Here is a 14,072-nt window from a genome sequence, read left to right as displayed (position 1 = left end):
CGCAACACTTCGGAAATCCGGAACTTCCCGCATGCTTGCCGGGTGCTGCCGTTCGTTCTGTTCCCCTCGATGGGTGAGTACCCGGTGTACGACGACGCGGTCTACGACGGGCTGGCGGCGCCGGACGCCCGGTCGCGCGCGTACGACGCGGCTCTACGGGCGGCGGCTCCCGGACGGGTCGTGCTGGACGTGGGCACCGGGCGGGACGCGCTGTGGGCGGTGGCGGCGGCGCGCGCCGGCGCTCGGCACGTGTACGCGATCGAGGCGGCGCCGGCCGCCGCCGCTGCCGCGCGTGCTGCCGTCGACTTGTCGGGATTCTCCCGCCAGATCACGGTGCTCGAGGGCTGGGCTTCCCATCAAGTTCTTCCGGTACGGGCCGAGGTCTGCGTCTCCGAAATCGTCGGCAACATCGCGTCGTCCGAGGGCGCGATCCCGATCCTGAACGACTGCCGGCAGCGGCTCTGCACCCCCGGCTGTGTCTGGATTCCCTTCCGGGCCCGCACGATGATCGCCGCCGTCGACGTAGGGGCACCTTCACTCGACCCGTCGTGCCGATCGCTGATGGACCGGGTGATCGCGGCCGCCGGGGGAGCCTCCGGCTTACGACTCTGCCTCGGTGGGCCGGCGTGGTCGGCGCTCGTCTCGTCCCCGGCCGTCGTCGAATCGGACGTCTTCGACAGCCGCATCCTGCCGCCGATATCCGATATGTCGGTTGAGGTGGAACTTGTCGCCGGCAAAGCGACGGGCCTGCTCCTCTGGACGCGGGTCGCGGTCGCCTCGTCCGGCCGTGAAGTGGACACGCTGGACGGGGGCACGCGCGCGTGGGCTCCGGTCTACCTGCCGGCGCCGCTGGCCGGCCGGGTGCGCGTCGGCTTCAGCCGCCGGACCAGCGACGACGGGGTCCACCCGGACTACCAGCTGACCGTGGACGGCGTGACCGTCTGGCGCAGCCCGCACCACGTCAGCTCTTCTTCGAGAACACCGTGACCGGGCGCTCCAGAAGCCGGCCGTCCAGGTAGGTGTCGACCTTCTCGTTGTAGAACGCGACCAGTCCCGCGATCGCGCCCACCGCCGCGTACGGCTGCCCGTACGACCAGGCCAGGTCCGCCTGATCGCCGACGCTCCAATAGTCGGTCGTCGAGCCCTTGTACGGGCAGTGCGTGCGCGTCTCCGAACGGGTCAGCGCCGCGACGTCCACCGCCGTCCGATCGAGGTAGTAGCGCGTCGGCAGGCCCGTCTCGAACAGCAGCACCGGCGAGCTCGACTCGGCCAGCACCACGCCGTCCAGCTCCACCCGCACGCGCCGGGAGGAGCGAAGGGCGTCGACCCGGTGGTACGGGTTGCGCGGATGGCCGAAGATCTCCTCGTCCTCCTCGAACCACGCGTCCAGCGCGTCCCACTCGAAGCGGACCAGCCCCGGAAGACCCGGCAGCTTGCTCTCCACGTAGTGCCGGCCGGCGGCCGGGCGGTGCACGTCGCCCGAGCGCAGCCCCAGCCGGCGGGCACGGCCGCGGCTCAGACGCTGCTCGTGCTCCTCGTCGACGATCACGTCTTCCGCGACGTCCTCGATCGGGATGTAGTACTGCGGATAGCTCGGGATCTCCCACAGATAGACCGCCCGCGTCGTGTCGACCACGACCCGGCCGCCGAGCATCGCGCGTACGCGCCGGGGCGACGGCTCCATCTGGTTGACCGCGGCGATCTCCCGCGGAAAGTCACTCGTCATACCCATGCCCGGAACGCTATCCCGCGCGGCCGGCTTCAGCGTTTGCCGAGCGAGGCCAGGAACTCGGGATCGTCGTCCGGCGCGATCATCACGGGGCGCTCGCGCAGGCGTACCTGAGCGATCGGCCGGCCCTTGACGAACCACGCGATCGCCGCGAACGGCGAGATCAGCAGGATGGCGAAGGTCCAGCCGCCCCGCGGCGCGACGCGGATCTTGTCCTCGTCGGCGTTCCAGCAGTCGATCAGGGCGCAGACGACCAGAGCGACATCGAGGAGCAGCAGCAGGGCGTACACGTTGGCCATGGCGACCAGAGTGACCGGCCGGGCCCGCACACGGAGGTCCCGGCCGGGTGCGCTTGCGTTAGAGCGCCGGCAGATAGCCGTACCGGTAGCCGTTGGCATTGGGGTGGAAAGAGTTCTGCGGGGGGAGAATCGTGAGGCCGTTGAGGTACGGGCTCGACGAGCAGATGCCGTGGCCCTGGAACTCGTCACGCACGTCCGACCAGACGAAACCGGCGGCCTGGGCCCGGGCGCCGATCAGATCGTCGAGCACCCGCGCGCCCTCGTTGAGCGCCCGCCGCTTGGTCAGGCTCATCCCGGCCAGCCCGCACGAGGCGGACGAGGTGTCGAACAGGATCGGGTAGCCGAGCACGACGACCCGGGCGCCCGGCGCTTTGGCGGCGATGGCGGCGTACGTGGCGTCGAGCTTGGCGCCGAGCGTCGCGGTGATGTCGGCGCGGGCCTGGGCGACCTTCTGTACGCAGGCCGCGTCGCTGGAGACCTGGCAGCTGAGCACCGTCGGCGCGAAGCCGGCGTCGTTGCCGCCGATCGTGATGCTGATCAGATCGGTGCCGGCCGGTATCGCCGGCACCTGGGTGCTCCGGACGTCGCCGGTGACGGCGCCGCCGCAGGTCAGATTGGTGAACGACGTAGGGGTGTTGCGGGCGGCCCAGAGCGCCGGATAGCCGTACGGGCTACGCAGGCAGGTGCCGCTCTGCGAGGGTGCGCCGACACCCGACGAGTAGGAGTCGCCGAGCGCGACGTAGTCGACGTCGGCTTCCGCGGCGACGGCGCGGGTGGTGGCGCCGAAAATCATGAGACAGGAGAGAACGAGGACGAACAGTCGCCTGTTCATGGGGTGGCCTCCGGTCCGTGGGGGAGAGGAAGCCGAAGCGCTCCGGTCACCGCACGGTAGGCCGCGCCATCGAGAAAAGATACACATCGATTTTCCCGGTACGCGGGAGTAGCGTGTCGTCCGTTCGTGGCGGATTCACACGGCCGCCACAGGCGATCTTCAGGCTCTGCTCAGTCGGCCCCACTAGCTTCGTCACATGGAAGAAGAACGGGCCCGACGGATCGTCGACACGCTACGCGCGCGCAATGTCTTCGCCCATGTGAAGCTGCCGCAGGCGGGCATCACGCAGTACGGCATCAGAGTCGTCCTCCCCGACGGCCGCGAGGCGATCTGGGACAACGACGGCACCGCGGGCCTGGAAGCCCAGATCATGCGCAACGGCATCCTGGTCGGCTTCGTAGCCTCGATCCCCGAATCGGAGAACTTCGGCGACGGCCAGATCACCGAGGCCATAGCCACCGCCGACTACGACCGCCCGGTCGGCCGCTCACGCCCCTCATCGTCCCCACGCCCAGCCGCCGCGGCGCCGCGCGCTTCCGGCTCCCTGGCCCAGCGCCTGCGCAGCGGCTTCCGAGGCTGATCCAGCCTTCTACGGCCGTTTTCGAGGGGCCAAGCCTTCCACGGGTCAGGTCATTCGATCAGAGCCTCGTGAGTAGCGCCTTTGCTGTCGCGCGGCTTTGCGGATCGCGCCGTCGCGGGCCTCTTGGCTGTCGCGGCTTGCGGGTGGCGCCCTTTGCGGTCGCGGCTTGCGGGTGGCGCCCTTTGCGGTCGCGGCTTTGTGGGTCGGGGCACGGAGGCAGGAGCGTCGCGGGTCGGGACTTTGCGGGTCGGAGCTTCACGGGTCCGGGCTGATGAGCTCGATCAGGCGGTCGAGCGCGACCGGCCAGAGCTCCGGCGTGAGGTTGGCGAGCAGGGTCTCGGCGAGCGCGTGCGCCACCATGTCGATCTGCTCCCGTACCGCCGGATCGAGGGGAGCCGGAGGCGCGGCTACGACCGGCTGGCTCGGCTCGGCTTCGAACGGCGCCGGCTCGGCTTGGAGGGGCCTCGGCTCGCGTTGGGCTTGGAGCGGGTCGGCTTCGGGCGGCGTCGGCGATAGCGAGCGCTCGGGAAGCGGCGCGGACACGTGTGGCGCTGATTCGAACGGCGCCGGCTCGGCTTGGAGTGGTGCCGGTTCGGGGTGGCGTGGCTCGGCTTGGAGTGGATGCGGTTCGGGGTGGCGTGGCTCGGGGTCGGCTTGGGGCGGCTTCGGGGAGGGTGAGCGCTCAGGGAGCGGCGTGGGCGCGGGTGGTGCTGAGACCGAGGTGAAGTCGGCGGGGAGGTCCTCGGGGGCGCCGACGAGATGCAGGTGGCTCGTTGCTCGGGTCAGGGCGATGTAGAGCAGCCGGTGGCCGCGCGGGTCGTCGTCGACGATGAGGCCGGGCTCGACGACGATGGCTACGTCGAACTCCAGGCCCTTCGCGTCGTGCGGGTTCAGGAGGGTGATCGGCGGGCTTCCTGGCTGCGTACCCCAGGGAAGGTTCTTCTGGCCGAGCCTCGCCTCGATGTCGTCGCGGCAGCGGGGCGGGCACACGATGGCGACCGAGCGGCCGGCCGCCGCGTGATCGGCGGCCGCGGCGGACACGACGGCGGCCCGTTCGGTCGGGTCGACCGGGGAGATGACCGGGTCGGCGGGGCCGTCGCGGACCGTTGTCGGCGGCTGGACGCTGGGGGCGGCCGTCGGCAGGAGTTCGGCGGCCAGGTCGAAGATCTGGCGGGGGATCCGGTAGCCGAAGCGCAACTCGCGATGCACGTGAGGCGCGGGTGAGGGCAGATGCGCGAGCACTTCGTGCCAGTCGTCGCGGGCCCACGGGCCGGTCGACTGGGCCATGTCGCCCACCACTGTCATGCGGCCGGTGGCCGAGCGGCGGGACAGGGCGCGCAGCTGCATCGGTGACAGGTCCTGGGCCTCGTCGATCACCAGGTGGGCGAAGCGCCGGGGCTCGGCGCCGGCCAGATGTTCGGTCTCGTCGAGCAGGGCCAGGTCGGCCCGGGCGAACTCGGCCGCATCGTCGGCGGGCCGCCGGTACAGGGCGTTGATCTCGCGGTCGGTGAACTCCTCGCCGGCGGCCGCGCTCAGCCGGTCGCGGGAGGCGAACAGGTCGCGCAGGAACGTGGCGGCCGAGAACTCCGGCCAGATCAGCTCGGCCAGCCGGTCGGCCGCCTCCAGCACGAGCCGCGGGTCGGGGCTGTCCGCGACCAGGACGGCCCGCAGCAGCCGGCGCCGGTCGCCGGGCGAGGCCTCGCTGGCCCGCGCGGTCACGATGACCCGCTGGACGGCCGCCGGGTCGAGGGTGACGGCGCGCCCGTGCACGGTCACGGTGGCCGGCATCCCGGCCGGAACGCCTTTCTCGCGCGCCTCGAGCGCGCGGCTGAGCAGCCCGGCCATCCGGGCCTCGCCCTTGAGCCGGGTCACGTACAGCGACTCGTCCCGGCCGGTCGCCACCCGCGGCAGCAGCCCGGCGACCGAGTGATGGGAAACCCCGGCGTGGCCCCAGCTTTCCAGCCGGGTGCGGCTTTCTTGGCAGTACGCCCGTGAGGGGCCGACCACGAGCACATCGGCGGGTGAGAGCCCCGCGCCGGGATCGTCGAGCAGCCACGCCACCCGCCGCAGCGCCGTGATCGTCTTGCCGGTGCCGGGCCCACCGTGAATCACCAGCAGACTTTCGGCCGGCGCCCGCACCAGCTCGTCCTGAGCAGCCCGAATGGTCGCGGCGAAGTCCGGTCCCGCCTCAGTCGTCCCTTGCCCGACGGCGGCGAGGAGAGGATCGGCGGCGGCGAGGAGAGGATCGGCGGCGGCGAGGAGAGGGTCCGCGGCTAGGAGTGGGTCCGCGGCGAGAAGCGGGTCGGCGGCGGCGAGAAGCGGGTCGGCGGCGGCGACGAGAGGGTCGGCAGCCGAGGGCTGCGCGAAGTCGCCGCCGTCCACGCCGGCTCAGTCGTCCGTCAGCGGCACTTCGAGGCGTACGCAACCGTGGAGGTCCAGGAAGACCCGGTCGGGGGCGCGTACCACGCGGAGGACGACGTCCGAGCAGTGTGGGCAGCGGGCCACCCGGCCGGCGGGTGCGCCCCAGAGTGTCAGGGTGGCTACCGCGTCGGTGTGGCCGCAGCCCGCGCATTTGTAGTTGGCCGCCGTCACGTCGAGCGCGAAGATCTCGCGCAGGTCGCCGGCCATCGCGTTCCCGTCGAGGGTGGTCGCCTCGACGGGTGCGCTGTCGTCGCGGTCGCTCACGACGTGCCTCCGAAACGTTCGGTGCGGATGCGGCGCGGGTCGTGGCCGAGCGCGACCAGGATGTCCGCGGCGGTCTCGACGAACGTCGTGGGACCGCAGACGTAGCAGTCCGGTGCGAAGTCCGGCGGCCAACCGTACGTGTTCACGGCCGCCACGTCGAGACGTTTCGGGGGTGCCGGCCAGCCGTCCGGCACCTTGCGGGTGTAGACGAAGTGCACGTCGAGGCCCGCGTCGTCGCGCACCCGCCGGCGCAGCTCGTCGGCGTAGAGCGCGTCCTCCGGCGTACGGACCGAATAGATCAGCCGGAACGGCTGCCTGGTCCCCGCGTCGGCGCGGGCGCGGATCATCGCCATCAGCGGCACCACACCGGAGCCACCGGCCAGCAGCGTCACCGGCGACGTGTTCTTGGCGCGCCAGACGAACCAGCCGCCCACCGGCCCGCGCAGCTCGATCTGGTCGCCGACCTGGACGTCGTCCGTCAGGTAGGGCGAGACCTCACCGTCGTCGAGCCGCTGGATCGTCAGCTCGACCTGGCCGGCGCCGGAGGAGGGCCAGGCCGACGCGATCGAGTAGCTGCGCTGGGCGCGGTAGCCGTCCTCGGCGGTCAGGCGCACGTCGACGTGCTGGCCGGGCAGGTGGCCCGGCCAGTCGGGGACGTCGAGCACGAGCGTCCGTGCCGACGGTGTCTCCCAGCGCGCCTCCGCGAGCGTCGCCGCCCGCCAGGTCAGTCGCCCTGATACCGCTGTTCCAGCCATGGGTCTCCGTACATGTGGTAGCCGGCCGCTTCCCAGAAGCCGGGCTCGTCCTCGTTCATCAGCTGGATCCCGTTGACCCATTTCGCCGATTTCCAGAAGTACAGGTGGGGTACGACGAGACGAGCCGGCCCGCCGTGCTCCGGCGCGAGATCCTCGCCGTCGAATTTGTACGCGATCCAGGCCTTGCCGTCGAGCAGGTCCTCCATCGGGACGTTCGTGGTGTATCCGCCGAAGCTGTGCACCATGGTGTAGTCGGCGGCCGACTCCACCTGCTCCATCAGCGTGTCGAGGGAGACGCCGCGCCACGTGGTGCCCAGCTTGGACCACTTGGTGACGCAGTGGATGTCGACCGTGTAGTCCTCGGCCGGCAGGGCCAGGAACTCGTCCCAGTTCCAGCTCTTGCTCTCACCGGTCTCGGTCTGGATCGTGAAGCGCCACCGGTCGAGCGGGATGCGCGGGGTCGGCCCGGCCGAGAGCACCGGGAAGTCGTGGGTCAGGTACTGACCGGGCGGCAGGCCGGGGACGGACTCGCGCCGCCGGCCGCCGAATCCTCGGGAAATGATGGCCATGGTGCTGAGTAAACCGCATGGTCATTTCCTGCGACAGCGCTTGGGCGCGTCATCACGGGGCTTGTGGCCGCCGACACGTAGGCAAAGCCGTAGTTCGGATTTTTCCGCCTATTTATCACCACGAGTGACATCATGGGCTCGGAACCGGACACGGGGGATCTTCCGCGATGGACATGGTCGAGGACGACGGCGTCTACCACTCCGAGCAGCGTCGACTCCGCCGCCGGGTGCAACGCCGCAAGAAGTTCGCCGTCGGGGTGGCCGGGCTGGCCGCTCTCGTCGCCGGCGCCGGGTACGGGGTGAGCGCCTGGCAGACCGCGCGGGAGAGCACCTTCGTGGCCGACGCGCCGGGTCCCGTCGTCACGTCGACGTCCCGGAGCTCACCGAAGCCGGCCGTCGTGCCCACGCCGGCGCCGCAGACGTCGTTCCGGGCCAAGCTGCCGCGCCTCTCCGCCGCCCGGCAGCGGACCAGCCCGTCACCGACGCCCTCGCCGACCACGCCCCCGGTGCGGGACGAAGACGTGGCCTCGGCCCAGATCAGCAGCCTGCTGCGGGCTCCACGGACCCGGCCGTCCGGCGGCGTCGCCGCGGCGGGCGAGTCGATCGCGGTGGCCAACGAGCGCGGCCCGGACGGTTCGACCATCCGGATCGTCTCCGCCCGCTACGACCTGACCGGTCGCGGCGCCCGGCTGTGGGCCACCGACGGCGGCGTGCCGGTGGGCAACGCCCGGTGCACCCGCAACGTCCGGGCCGACGGGCGGTCGGCCGCCGAGACCAGGCCCGGCCTGCTGCTGTGCTGGCGGGTGACACCCGACCGCAGCGTGGTCACCGTGGCCACCCGGACCGGCGGGAGCCCGGCCCCGGTGTCGAGCGCCCGCCTCATCGAACGGGTCTGGCAGCGGCTGGCCTGACCGTTTCTCAGTACGGGCCGACGGTGAACGTGGCGTCGCTGCTGACGATGGAGGGGCTGGCCTCCTCCGGGGTGGCGCTGGTCGAGCCGTTGGCGACGACGGTCATCGTGTACGTGCCCTCCGGCACCGGGCTGCCCTGCGCCGAGCTGTCGGACGGGTCGAGGCTGCTCGAGAGGTCGAGCGTGCACACCATCTCGGTCTTGCTGACGGCCAGGATGTCCCCGCACTCCTGGACGCCGCGGTTGGTGCTGGCCTCGTAGGCGTCGCGGACGAGGAACACGTGGGCCGAGGCGCCGGTCGGGGCCGCGCCGGCGTCGAAGGTCAGGGCGTCCAGGCCCATGGCACGGATCTCCACGCTCACGGTGGAGCGGGCCGGCGCCGTGTCCGGCGAGATCGCGATGCCGTTGCTGTAGGTGAACAGGATCGGCGCGTCGGCGGTGGCGGGATCGTTGTCCTGCGGCTGCTCGTTGTTGTCGGGGTCGCTGCTGAGCACCGTGCCCCCGGTGGTGGCCACGGCGACGGTCAGGCCGGTCGCGGCCGTACGGGGCGGCGTGGTCACGGTGAGGCTGCTGCCGCCGGGCGACACCTTCACATCCTTGGCCGCGGTGCCGCCGATGGTCACGCTTGTGCCCGACGCCGAGAATCCGGCGCCGTTGATCGTCACGGTCTTTCCGCCGAGCGCCGGGCTGCTCGCCGGGACGATCGAGGTGATCCGGGGCCGTACGGCGAGGGTGTACGGGGCGTTCGCGATCAGCGTGTCCGCGTTCTCGTCGTAGACGCAGACGTTCCACTTGGCCGTCGTCTGCCCGGCGGCCAGGGCCAGGCCGGTCGGGTTGACCGTGCTGGGCTGGCCGTCGACGTCGGCCGGGTAGGGCGACGAGGGCACCGTGAACACGATCTTGGTGGCGGTGAGCCGGCTGACCTCCGCCGGGTCGACGGTGAGCACGCCGCCGGTCGTCGCCGCGGCACTGCCCTGGATCGCGGCGACCGCCCGCGGGGCCGCGGAGCACGAGTTGGAGCCGGCGCCGACGTACTGGAACTGCACCCGGGGCAGCGTGCCGGCCGGGAACGGCGACGGGTTGGCCGCGGTGGCGGTGACCGTGCCGGTGATCGAGTTGCCGCCACCGCTGGGCCCGCTCGTGCTGCTGAGCGTCATCACGGTCGCGGCGTGGGCGGGCGTCCCCGCGATCGCCGCCGTCAGGACGGTCGCCGTGCAGCTCGCCACGGCGGCGCCGGCGAATCGGGTCAAGGGCATGCCGGATCCTCCTGAAGCGTCGGAGTGGTCCGGCGGGCCGGACGGCCCGCCGGGGTCCACGCCTGCTGCCCAGCAGCGTATGCCCGCGAAAAGTGGATATGTGCGGGTATGGCGCTACGCGGACTTGACGGCGCCCTTGATCGTGGCCGTGTCGGAGACCGTGACCTGATACTTCTGGCCCTTCGCGAGCCCGGACAGCGTCGTCGTGGCCCCTGTGGCACGGGTGACCGCGGCGAGCAGCCACTTGCCCTTCTCCTGGCGCTTCAGCACGAGGACCTGGCTGTCGAGCCCGGTGAGGGTGACGTTCAGCGTGTCGTTCTTGCGGGCCAGCTTGATGCCGACCTGCGGCCGGACGACCACGGTGTCCGAGGTGAACGCCTCCACCTCGTCGTCCTCCGGAACCACGACCTGGACCAGGAGCGGCGCCGCGAGCTTGGGGGTCTTGACGGACACCGTGCCGGACGCGCTGGTCTTGGTGTCGACGCAGGCGAAGTCCTCGGTGAGCGCGGCCGTGCACAGTTGCACGCTCCGCCGGGCCAGCCGCACGTTGTCGGCTTTCACGCTGAACGAGACGGTGGCCGACGACCCGTACGCCACCAATTTGTTGAATGTGGCGGTCGTGACCGTGGGAACCGCTTTCCCGAAGTCGGGGTCGTCGTCGGCCGCCAGCGCCGGGGCCGACGTGCCCAGCGTGAAGGCGCCGACGGCTAAGGCCCCCGCGGTGTACCGGCGCAGCGAGTGTTTCATCTTTCTTCTTCCTCCCCGTGAAGTCGGCCAGAAGGATCGGGCCGCCGGCGGTGGTCCTTAGCGAAAGCCGGTTGCCACCGGTGGATCGGGGATTTTGCTCCGCTATGTCCGAACCCTTGCGACCATGAACGTTCGGGGTCCGGCGACGCGACGTCGGCGGACCGCAGCCGACCGCGAGGGACAACGACATGACCATCGACGACGACCGCCTCGGCGACGACGGAGTCGAGAAGTCGCCGAAGCGCCACCGGAAACTCGCGGTGGGCGCGGCCGGCCTGGCCGTGGTGCTGGGCGGGGGTGCCTACCTGGTGGCCACGCAGGCCACCGAGAACACCGAGACGAGCGGCGTGGGTGCCATCGGAGCGCCCGCCACCGTCGCCCCGGCCCCGGCGTCCCCTTCCCCGCAGCCGACGCCCAGTCCGTCGGCGACCTCGGCCTTGCCGTCGGCCGCACCGTCTCCGGCGTCCGCCTCACCGTCCCGGAAGCCGGTGGCGGCGAAGAGCACGAAGCCGGTCGTCAAGTCCGAGGTGAAGCGGGAGATCCAAAAGGCCCGGGAGGCGGCCGAGAAGGAAGGGCACCCGGTACGCCGTGGGCTGTCCGCCGCCGGCACAACCAAGGTCGCCGCGTCGCAGCGAACCGAGACGACGGCCGACGGCACGATGCGGGTGATCACGGCGAAGGGCGACCTGACCGGCCAGAACGAGCTGCTGTGGGCGGCCGACAAGGGCGAAAAGGTCGGTACGGCGCGGTGCACGCAGCGCTTCCGCTTCAGCGCCGGCGACCCGGGCCGCGAACGCCCGAGCATGCTGCTGTGCTGGCGCACCTCCGAGGGCCGCAGCGTGGTCACGGTGGCGGTGGCCAAGAAGGGCCGCCCATCACCCGCGACAAGCGTCGCGACCATCAACCGGGAATGGTCGAAGCTGGGCTGATTCCCGCCGTACGTCTGCCGCCGGATCCGCACACGGAACCGGCGGCAGATTTCTGTGTACAGGCTGAATGTCCTGCTCTTCGCCGGTACGGCGGATCGAGTGACTGGAAGCATGGCCGTCGGCGGTCATGAGATTTCGGGGGAAACAATCATGAGGAAAATTCGTCGAACGCGACAGGTCGCGGCCGGGCTGGTCGGCCTCGCGGTGGCGCTGAGCGCCGGAGCCTGCGGCGGCGAGAAGAACGAGACCACGGCGGCGGGCGAGGCGTCGCCGGCCGGCAGCGTGAGCGCGGCCCAGCCCGGCCCGGAGCCGACCCTGCAGCAGTCCGCCGGGGCGGCCGTGGGTGAGGCCCCGGCGGCCAAGCCGTCGCCGTCCAAGAGCCCGCCGTCGCTCACGCCCTCGGAGGCGGCGCGGGTGAAGGCGGCCCGGGAGTTCGCCCAGAAACACAAGGTCACCATCAAGAAGCCGCTGACACCGCCGACCGTGCAGGCCGAGATCAACGATCTGAAGGTCTCCGAGACCGGCGACGTCCGCAAGGACCGGGAGATGCTGCGAGTCGTCACCGCGCGCAGCGACCTGACCGGGCAGCGGGAACTGGGCTGGGTGGCCGACGAGGGGGAGAAGGTCGGCGACGCGCGCTGCACGCAGACGGTGAAGCTGAGCAACAACCCGGTCGCGCGCAAGCGCCCGACGATGGTGATCTGCTGGCGGACCAGCGCGACGAAGAGCGTCTACACCGTGATGATCAACCTGGACGAGAAACCGTCCAAGACCAGGAGCGTGGCCGCGCTCGACAAGGCGTGGGCCAAGCTGGGCTGAGAACGAGCCAGCGGCTCGGCGCCGAAGCGCCGAGCCGCTGGGGTGATGCTGTGTTCAGAAGCGATCGATCAGAACGGCGCGACCGTGAAGGTGGCTCCGCTGGAGACGACCGACTCCTTGTAGGTTCCGGCGGTCACCGCGGCGGTGAGGTCGTTCGCCGTCGCATAGGTGCCGCTGTTGCTGACGATGGTGAGGTTGTACGCACCGTCCGGCACCGGGTCGCCGTTGCCGACGGTACCGGTCTGCGTGGCCTGGGTGGCGATCGCCGGCCGGGAGACGGTGGCGGTGGCGCCGTCGGCCGACACGGCCATGATGATCGTGCCCGGGCGAGTGTTACCGCTGGAGATGAGCTGGCGGCCGATGTCCGCGGTGGTGAAGGCGTTGGCACCGCCGGTCACGCTCGTGCTGTCCTGCGTGAAGCCCAGAAGCGACGTGAGCGTACGAACCCCGCCGACGTTGATGGCGGTGACCGGCCCGGCGACGCTCGCGGGCGCCGACAGCGTGGCGGTGGTCGAACTCGTCACCGAAGCGATGGTGGTTCCAGCAGTCAGAGTGGCACCCGTCAGGGTGACAGGAAGACCGACGTCGCTTTGCTTGAGGCCACCGTTGGTAACGGTGAGGCCCAGCTTGTCGGAACCCGTGGTGGCGCCGGCACCGAGGTCGCGAGCAGCCTGGCCCGTTCCCCAGTTGGCCTGGATCTCGCCGCCCGAGAAGTTCGTGGCCGACACGACCGACTCCGACAGGATCAGCGTGCAGACCAGTTCGTCGTCGGCGATGACCAGGACGTTGATGCACTCCGAGATCTGCGCCTTGGTCTTCTGGTTGGTGTTGGTGACGGTGGGGTCGTAGTCGCCCTGAACCAGAAGCACCTTGGCCGGTCCCGCGGGCGGCGTGGTGGCTCCGGTGAAGTTGTAGTTCAGCAGGTCGGTGCCGAAGACGTCGACGTCCTGCCACTTCTTCGAGCTCGGAGCCGTGTTCGGCATGACCGAGAGGCCGTTGATGTAGTCGTAGGCCAGGGTCCGGTTGATCGTGCCGGACGACGTGGTGATCGAGATCGTGGTGCCGGCCGCCGGGGCGTGCTGCGGGGCCGTGATGGTGAACTGCGTGTTCGTGCCCGGGGTCACCGTGGCCGCCGTGCCGCCGACCGTGGCGGTGATCGAACCGCTGGTGGTCGGGAAGTTGGTGCCGGTCACCGTGATGGTGGTGCCGCCGAGCGACGGGCCCGTGCTAGGCGTGATGCCGGTGACGGTGGCCGCCGCCGACACGGAGTAGGTCGTGTTCGCGCCGAGAAGGGTGGTTGCCGCTGCCGTCGGGTACAGGCACACGTTGTACTTGGTGGTCGTGGCCGTGCCGACCACGATGACGCCGGCCGGGACCGTGACCGCGACCTTGTTGTCAGCGATCTTCTTGACCACCGTGGCCTGGACGACGCCGGTGTTGGCGGTCGTCGCACCAGTCAGCGACAGGCCGGTCTGGTTGGCGGGGATCGAGGCCGGGCAGGTGGCCTGGGTGAAGTAGACGACCGGCGAGTTGTATCCGGCCAGGATCGACGTGGCCGTCGTGGCGGTGATCGTGTTGCCGCCCGTGGACGGGCCGGACGTCTGGCTCAGCGTGAGGCCGACCGCCGCCTGGGCGGGCGCAGCTGAGATGCCGAGCGCGACAGCGACCGTCGCCGCCGTCGCCAGGCCGGCGCGAATGCGGCGCCGGGCTCGGTCGTGAGTTGCGGACTTGCGCATGCGAGGTCCTCCTACGGTTTCTCAGAACCGCCTCTGGGATTAGGTGGCCCGTGCGCTCTATAGGCGCCGACGGGCTCTTCTCGCCGGAAGCCTAACTTGGTGGTGATGTGCCGTAGTCCAGAGTGACGAAAATCAGAGAAAATCTTTTCACTAACCATGGCCGAGTGTCGCTGCACTGGGTCTGAGCTGCGATAACACCTCGCCGGTCATTTACCTATTCGCATGT

15 protein-coding genes are annotated in these 14,072 nt (G+C 70.8%); 5 read left to right on the top strand and 10 right to left on the bottom strand.

What is annotated here, in order from left to right; all coding sequences use genetic code 11:
- Positions 1 to 42 precede the first annotated feature (42 nt).
- Positions 43 to 987, top strand: coding sequence for a 50S ribosomal protein L11 methyltransferase (locus tag AB0C26_RS02280; protein ID WP_360240170.1), 945 nt, complete (start codon positions 43 to 45; stop codon positions 985 to 987).
- On the opposite strand, the gene AB0C26_RS02275 is transcribed toward AB0C26_RS02280, so the two are convergent.
- The 3 genes from AB0C26_RS02275 to AB0C26_RS02265 are packed head-to-tail and all read right to left on the bottom strand — an operon-like array spanning position 962 to position 2,860.
- A complete protein-coding gene (locus tag AB0C26_RS02275; RefSeq protein ID WP_360240167.1) occupies positions 962 to 1,732 on the bottom strand; it encodes a DUF427 domain-containing protein in 771 nt (256 codons plus the stop codon). The two genes, AB0C26_RS02280 and AB0C26_RS02275, sit on opposite strands and share 26 nt — an antisense overlap.
- 29 nt (positions 1,733 to 1,761) lie before the next feature.
- Entirely contained in the window at positions 1,762 to 2,028 is a 267-nt protein-coding gene (locus AB0C26_RS02270) for a PLDc N-terminal domain-containing protein (protein WP_360240164.1), read from the bottom strand.
- A gap of 58 nt (positions 2,029 to 2,086) precedes the next feature.
- Positions 2,087 to 2,860: an SGNH/GDSL hydrolase family protein gene (locus AB0C26_RS02265; RefSeq protein WP_360240161.1), complete on the bottom strand. Its 774-nt coding sequence runs from the start codon at positions 2,858 to 2,860 to the stop codon at positions 2,087 to 2,089.
- A 196-nt stretch (positions 2,861 to 3,056) separates the two neighbouring features.
- Between AB0C26_RS02265 and AB0C26_RS02260 the strand changes: the two genes are divergently transcribed.
- Complete coding sequence (locus AB0C26_RS02260; protein ID WP_360240158.1) at positions 3,057 to 3,440, top strand: hypothetical protein; 384 nt, start codon at positions 3,057 to 3,059, stop codon at positions 3,438 to 3,440.
- A 255-nt stretch (positions 3,441 to 3,695) separates the two neighbouring features.
- Here the strand turns inward: AB0C26_RS02260 and AB0C26_RS02255 are convergent, their stop codons facing one another.
- Genes AB0C26_RS02255 through AB0C26_RS02240 form a run of 4 tightly spaced genes read right to left on the bottom strand, consistent with a single transcriptional unit; the run spans position 3,696 to position 7,449 of the window.
- Positions 3,696 to 5,822, bottom strand: a complete 2,127-nt coding sequence (locus AB0C26_RS02255; protein ID WP_360240155.1) for a UvrD-helicase domain-containing protein — start codon at positions 5,820 to 5,822, stop codon at positions 3,696 to 3,698.
- A gap of 6 nt (positions 5,823 to 5,828) precedes the next feature.
- A complete protein-coding gene (locus tag AB0C26_RS02250; protein WP_360240152.1) occupies positions 5,829 to 6,125 on the bottom strand; it encodes a DUF6510 family protein in 297 nt (98 codons plus the stop codon).
- Entirely contained in the window at positions 6,122 to 6,880 is a 759-nt protein-coding gene (locus AB0C26_RS02245) for a ferredoxin reductase (protein ID WP_360240149.1), read from the bottom strand. The genes AB0C26_RS02250 and AB0C26_RS02245 overlap by 4 nt, the downstream gene beginning before the upstream one ends.
- Positions 6,850 to 7,449: a sulfite oxidase-like oxidoreductase gene (locus tag AB0C26_RS02240; protein WP_360240146.1), complete on the bottom strand. Its 600-nt coding sequence runs from the start codon at positions 7,447 to 7,449 to the stop codon at positions 6,850 to 6,852. The genes AB0C26_RS02245 and AB0C26_RS02240 overlap by 31 nt, the downstream gene beginning before the upstream one ends.
- A gap of 167 nt (positions 7,450 to 7,616) precedes the next feature.
- Between AB0C26_RS02240 and AB0C26_RS02235 the strand changes: the two genes are divergently transcribed.
- Positions 7,617 to 8,360, top strand: coding sequence for a hypothetical protein (locus AB0C26_RS02235; protein ID WP_360240143.1), 744 nt, complete (start codon positions 7,617 to 7,619; stop codon positions 8,358 to 8,360).
- A gap of 7 nt (positions 8,361 to 8,367) precedes the next feature.
- Here AB0C26_RS02235 and AB0C26_RS02230 read toward each other — a convergent pair whose 3' ends face one another.
- Together AB0C26_RS02230 and AB0C26_RS02225 are read right to left on the bottom strand one after the other, a co-directional pair.
- Positions 8,368 to 9,615 (bottom strand): IPT/TIG domain-containing protein, encoded by a 1,248-nt coding sequence (locus AB0C26_RS02230; RefSeq protein WP_360240140.1) that lies wholly within the window; start codon positions 9,613 to 9,615, stop codon positions 8,368 to 8,370.
- Between the two features lie 114 nt (positions 9,616 to 9,729).
- Complete coding sequence (locus AB0C26_RS02225; protein WP_360240137.1) at positions 9,730 to 10,362, bottom strand: hypothetical protein; 633 nt, start codon at positions 10,360 to 10,362, stop codon at positions 9,730 to 9,732.
- Between the two features lie 188 nt (positions 10,363 to 10,550).
- On the opposite strand from AB0C26_RS02225, the gene AB0C26_RS02220 reads away from it, so the two are divergent.
- The gene (locus AB0C26_RS02220) at positions 10,551 to 11,291 is read left to right on the top strand and encodes a hypothetical protein (protein ID WP_360240134.1); all 741 of its coding nucleotides are present in this window, start codon (positions 10,551 to 10,553) and stop codon (positions 11,289 to 11,291) included.
- Between the two features lie 150 nt (positions 11,292 to 11,441).
- Positions 11,442 to 12,110: a hypothetical protein gene (locus AB0C26_RS02215; protein ID WP_360240131.1), complete on the top strand. Its 669-nt coding sequence runs from the start codon at positions 11,442 to 11,444 to the stop codon at positions 12,108 to 12,110.
- 68 nt (positions 12,111 to 12,178) lie between these two features.
- Here the strand turns inward: AB0C26_RS02215 and AB0C26_RS02210 are convergent, their stop codons facing one another.
- Positions 12,179 to 13,846 (bottom strand): IPT/TIG domain-containing protein, encoded by a 1,668-nt coding sequence (locus tag AB0C26_RS02210; RefSeq protein ID WP_360240128.1) that lies wholly within the window; start codon positions 13,844 to 13,846, stop codon positions 12,179 to 12,181.
- Between the last annotated feature and the right edge of the window lie 226 nt (positions 13,847 to 14,072).

The organism is Actinoplanes sp. NPDC048796, from assembly GCF_040650035.1.
In the GTDB taxonomy this organism is placed as follows: Bacteria; Actinomycetota; Actinomycetes; order Mycobacteriales; family Micromonosporaceae; genus Actinoplanes.
Note: the sequence above shows the minus strand (reverse complement) of the source record. Positions and strands in the feature narration are given on the sequence as shown.

Excerpts from the sequence above, each read along its gene's own strand:
- AB0C26_RS02275 (WP_360240167.1), bottom strand. The coding sequence starts at position 1,732 with ATGGGTATGACGAGTGACTTTCCGCGGGAGATCGCCGCGGTCAACCAG.
- AB0C26_RS02270 (WP_360240164.1), bottom strand. The coding sequence starts at position 2,028 with ATGGCCAACGTGTACGCCCTGCTGCTGCTCCTCGATGTCGCTCTGGTC.
- AB0C26_RS02265 (WP_360240161.1), bottom strand. The coding sequence starts at position 2,860 with ATGAACAGGCGACTGTTCGTCCTCGTTCTCTCCTGTCTCATGATTTTC.
- AB0C26_RS02260 (WP_360240158.1), top strand. The coding sequence starts at position 3,057 with ATGGAAGAAGAACGGGCCCGACGGATCGTCGACACGCTACGCGCGCGC.
- AB0C26_RS02245 (WP_360240149.1), bottom strand. The coding sequence starts at position 6,880 with ATGGCTGGAACAGCGGTATCAGGGCGACTGACCTGGCGGGCGGCGACG.
- AB0C26_RS02240 (WP_360240146.1), bottom strand. The coding sequence starts at position 7,449 with ATGGCCATCATTTCCCGAGGATTCGGCGGCCGGCGGCGCGAGTCCGTC.
- AB0C26_RS02235 (WP_360240143.1), top strand. The coding sequence starts at position 7,617 with ATGGACATGGTCGAGGACGACGGCGTCTACCACTCCGAGCAGCGTCGA.
- AB0C26_RS02230 (WP_360240140.1), bottom strand. The coding sequence starts at position 9,615 with ATGCCCTTGACCCGATTCGCCGGCGCCGCCGTGGCGAGCTGCACGGCG.
- AB0C26_RS02225 (WP_360240137.1), bottom strand. The coding sequence starts at position 10,362 with ATGAAACACTCGCTGCGCCGGTACACCGCGGGGGCCTTAGCCGTCGGC.
- AB0C26_RS02220 (WP_360240134.1), top strand. The coding sequence starts at position 10,551 with ATGACCATCGACGACGACCGCCTCGGCGACGACGGAGTCGAGAAGTCG.
- AB0C26_RS02215 (WP_360240131.1), top strand. The coding sequence starts at position 11,442 with ATGAGGAAAATTCGTCGAACGCGACAGGTCGCGGCCGGGCTGGTCGGC.
- AB0C26_RS02210 (WP_360240128.1), bottom strand. The coding sequence starts at position 13,846 with ATGCGCAAGTCCGCAACTCACGACCGAGCCCGGCGCCGCATTCGCGCC.